The organism is Agarivorans sp. (genome assembly GCF_050295395.1).
In the GTDB taxonomy this organism is placed as follows: domain Bacteria; phylum Pseudomonadota; class Gammaproteobacteria; order Enterobacterales; family Celerinatantimonadaceae; genus Agarivorans.
Genome location: NZ_JBNKPP010000312.1, coordinates 1 through 3,807 on the forward strand (window position 1 = coordinate 1; position 3,807 = coordinate 3,807).

General features: G+C 45.6%; 3 protein-coding genes. 2 read left to right on the plus strand and 1 reads right to left on the minus strand.

Features of this window, described 5'->3' with window-relative positions:
- Together ACQY6Q_RS18645 and ACQY6Q_RS18650 are read left to right on the plus strand one after the other, a co-directional pair.
- On the plus strand, positions 1 to 436 hold a 436-nt coding region (locus ACQY6Q_RS18645), incomplete at its 5' end, for a YfiR family protein (RefSeq protein WP_427983751.1).
- Complete coding sequence (locus tag ACQY6Q_RS18650; RefSeq protein ID WP_427983752.1) at positions 433 to 2,475, plus strand: putative bifunctional diguanylate cyclase/phosphodiesterase; 2,043 nt, start codon at positions 433 to 435, stop codon at positions 2,473 to 2,475. The genes ACQY6Q_RS18645 and ACQY6Q_RS18650, both read left to right, overlap by 4 nt.
- 30 nt (positions 2,476 to 2,505) lie before the next feature.
- On the opposite strand, the gene ACQY6Q_RS18655 is transcribed toward ACQY6Q_RS18650, so the two are convergent.
- A partial coding sequence (locus ACQY6Q_RS18655; protein ID WP_427983753.1) for a methyl-accepting chemotaxis protein occupies positions 2,506 to 3,807 on the minus strand: 1,302 nt, incomplete at its 5' end.

The window sequence follows — 3,807 nt, forward strand, 5'->3', positions numbered from 1 at the left end:
TTTCTTGTTTAACTTTGCGCGTTATAGTGAATGGTTGGCGCCAGCCACTCCGCTAGGGTATTTTAAGTTATGCAGTCCTGACATGGAGTTTGTGGATAAGGCCGCTTGGGTATTGCACGAGCATACGGTACATAACCTTCCTATTCGAGTGAGTTTAGTGGACTTGAACTCGCTAGAAATTAATCAGTGTAATTTATTGTTTATTTCATCTGGCTTTTATCAACAGTGGCTAAACGTGGATAAGTCCTTACTAACAAATACTATGTTGGTAGGTGAGGATGAAGAGTTCATCCACCAAGGTGGGCACATTCGTTTCTTTTTGCTTGGAGGAAAAGTGCGGTTTGCCATTTCTCCTGATGCGTTAAACAAGGCCAATATTGTGATGAGTTCTAAGGTACTTAGATTGAGTCGAATAGTTAAAGAGGAACAGCCATGAGTTCCTTTTTCGGTATGAATACCTTGAGTAAAAAACTGCTGTTTATTTTGATGAGCATGGCGATTTTTTCAACTGCAGTGGTCACTGGCGTATTAAGCGCTTATGAGTTTGTTAGTGCTAAACGCGAGCAAACGCGCGCGCTGCAAAATATAGCCGATACACTGGCGCCTAACTTAACCGCGGCGCTGTTATTTAATGACCAAGACACCATGCAAGAGATGCTGTCGTCGTTGTTATCGAGGGAGGATGTATTAAGAGCTAGCATTGCGAACACCCAGCAGCAGTTAGTGAATGTAACCAGCGAACTTTATCAAGAACAGTTGCAGCAAGGGCCCGATAGTTTGATTGAAGTGTCTAGTCTTTTGGTTATGGATGAGCAGGTTTACGGCGATCTTACGATATGGGCCAACGATAGCTACATTGATAAGCGAGTGGGTTTTTATGTGCAGTTTTTGGCGGTATTGCTGTTACTCACCTTCGGCCTGAGTTTGTTTCTATCGTTGTTTTTAAAACAGGGCTTCTTGCGGCCGCTAATGCATTTGTCTAAGGTGGCGGAGCGAGTCAGTCGCACCAATGATTATAGTTTGCGCGCACAGCAGTCTAGCGATGATGAAGTGGCTAATTTAACAGGTTATTTCAATGGCATGCTCGAAACTATTGAACAGCGCGATAGCATGCTTGAGAAGCAGGTCAGCTTGCGAACTCAGGAACTGGAAGCGGCTAACAAGAAACTGCTGCAATATGCTTATACCGATGGTTTAACCGGTTTGCCTAATCGCCACTTTTTTTATGAAAAGCTGCAAGGTTTGGTGGCCAGTGGCAATCATTTTGGTTTGATATTTATTGACCTCGACGGTTTTAAAGAAGTTAACGATACGCTAGGACATGACTACGGCGATATTTTGTTAAATCAGGCGGGGCAGCGAATCACCCGTTGTGTGCGTGATCAAGACGTTGTGGCTCGCTTGGGCGGTGATGAGTTCACTATTGTTATCGAAGGGGTGAGTGAACAACAGCGCTTAGCCACCATTGCCGATACGGTATTACAGGCGCTCACTAAACGTTTCACTATTAAACAAGAGACCGCATATGTGAGTGGTAGTATTGGTATGGCGTTTTACCCCGCTAACGGGCAAACCGTAGATGAGTTGGTGAAACACGCCGATCAGGCCATGTATGTATCTAAAGCACGCGGGCGTAATTGTTACCAGTTCTTCTGTGCAGATATGCAAGAAGAAGCTCAGCATAAACGCCGTTTATTGGAAGAGTTGCGAGTGGCCTTGGCTGAGCAGCAGTTCGAGTTATATTTTCAACCGATTGTTGCATTAAATTCAGATAGTGAACCTATGCCGGTGCACAAAGCCGAAGCCCTGATCCGCTGGAATCATCCCGAGCGCGGAGTCGTATCGCCGGGCGAATTTATTCATGTGATCGAAGAAGCCGGTTTAATCCGCGAGTTAAGCCAATGGATTATGCTGCAAACCGTGGAAACGGTGTCGCAATGGTACCAACAGGGCTGCGCTAATATTCAAATCAGCGTTAATACTTCACCTTCCCAGTTTAACGACGGCGGAAAGTGGATCGACGATTGGATCCATGCCTTAGCCTTGTACGAGATCCCCGCACACAGCATTATTATCGAAATTACCGAGAATGTGTTGATGACTACCGATGACTCAATTAAACACCAGCTCTCGCGCTTACAACACCGAGGCATGGACGTGGCGATTGATGATTTTGGTGTGGGCTATTCTTCTTTAGCTTACTTACAGCAGTTGGATATTAACCTGTTGAAAATTGACCGCTCGTTTATTCAGCCTCTAAGTGAAGATGAAGACAGCGTCGCTTTAGTGAGAGCAATTGTTACCATGGCACACCACTTAGGCCTTAAAGTGGTGGCGGAGGGGGTGGAAACAGAGCAGCAGTGGCAGCAAGTCGTCAACGCGGCATGTGATTATGTGCAAGGTTATATTGTATCTAAACCTATGACCAAAGACGCATTTTATCAACGTTATCTTAGCCAGTACCAACAAGCTTGAGGCGTAAGCACCGTTCCACTATAGCGGTTGCTAGAGCTTGTAGCTATTGACCATGTTTTTAAGCTCTGTGGCTAAGGCCACCACTCGTTCGCTAATGATGTTGTCTTCACTGGCATCTCGTGCGGTGGTTTCGGCAATGCTTTGAATATTGGTGATATGTGCATTCACTTCCACCACCGCTTCATTTTGCTGTTCTGAAGCCAGTGCCATTTGCGAATTGAGCTCGGTGATTTCCTCACTTTGTTGCGCTATTTGTTGCAGAATAGACCAAAGTTCATCAATGTTACTGGATGATTGATGTACCGCCTCTCCGGCTTGTTTCATGGTGTCAATCATGCGGTCTTTTTGTTGATTGAGTTGTTCGTTAATCGCTTTAATTTCGTCGGTAGATTGATGGGTGCGGGTAGCTAAAGAGCGCACTTCATCAGCCACAACGGCAAAACCTCGGCCTTGTTCACCCGCGCGAGCCGCTTCAATGGCGGCATTTAAGGCTAACAAGTTAGTTTGCTCGGCAATTGCCGAAATGCTTTCCACCATAACGTTTACTTTTTCACTGCGCTCACCTAACTCCATAAGGTTGGTATTGGCTTGGTCAATAATATTAACCAGAGCTTGCATGTAATTGAGCGTTTGCTGGGCTTTGTCTGCACCGGCTTTCACCTGCTTATCGGCATTTTGGGTTCGCTCGGTGGTAAATTGGGCATTCTTCTTCACCTCATTGGAAGAGGCTTCGATTTGCAGCATAGTGGTGGCTACCGATGCGGTGCCCGATTTTAATTGAGTTACCGAGTGTTCGGTTGATGACGCTACATCTTTTACTCGTTCGGCGGTATTGTATAAATCACTGCTGCTTTGGGTGAGTTGGCTTAAACGGGATTTAAAACCGCTGATTAGAGAGTTGAGTGAGCGATAAAGAGCGCTGATTTCATCGTTATAGGGGTCGCTAAAGTCGATGCGTAGATCGGCATTGTCGGCCGCTTGGTTAAGCTGTTTGCGAAGTATTGATAAACGTTTGGCTACCGCCCCACGAAATATCAGTGCCAACATTAACATGCCAACAAAGAACACCGCAAAGAGTAAACTGGCTTGATTGATTAGTGCTCGGTGAATCATGGTATTGGCATGAGTTAACGAAAATGATACGTCAATGACGGCAGCAACTTCTCCATTTTTGCTTGTGACGTGGCAAGTCAAGCAATTAACTCCGTTATGGTCGTCACTCATCATAATCGGTGTCAGGACTTGTAGTGCGGCTTGGTTATTTTGCTGTTTATAGCGGTAGACAGTTTCACCAGTAAAAGCTTGTTGTTGCTCGGTGCTGAGTGTTGGAGC

Bases quoted from the DNA above. Each gene is read 5' to 3' on its own strand.
- ACQY6Q_RS18650 (WP_427983752.1), top strand. From the start codon at position 433: ATGAGTTCCTTTTTCGGTATGAATACCTTGAGTAAAAAACTGCTGTTT.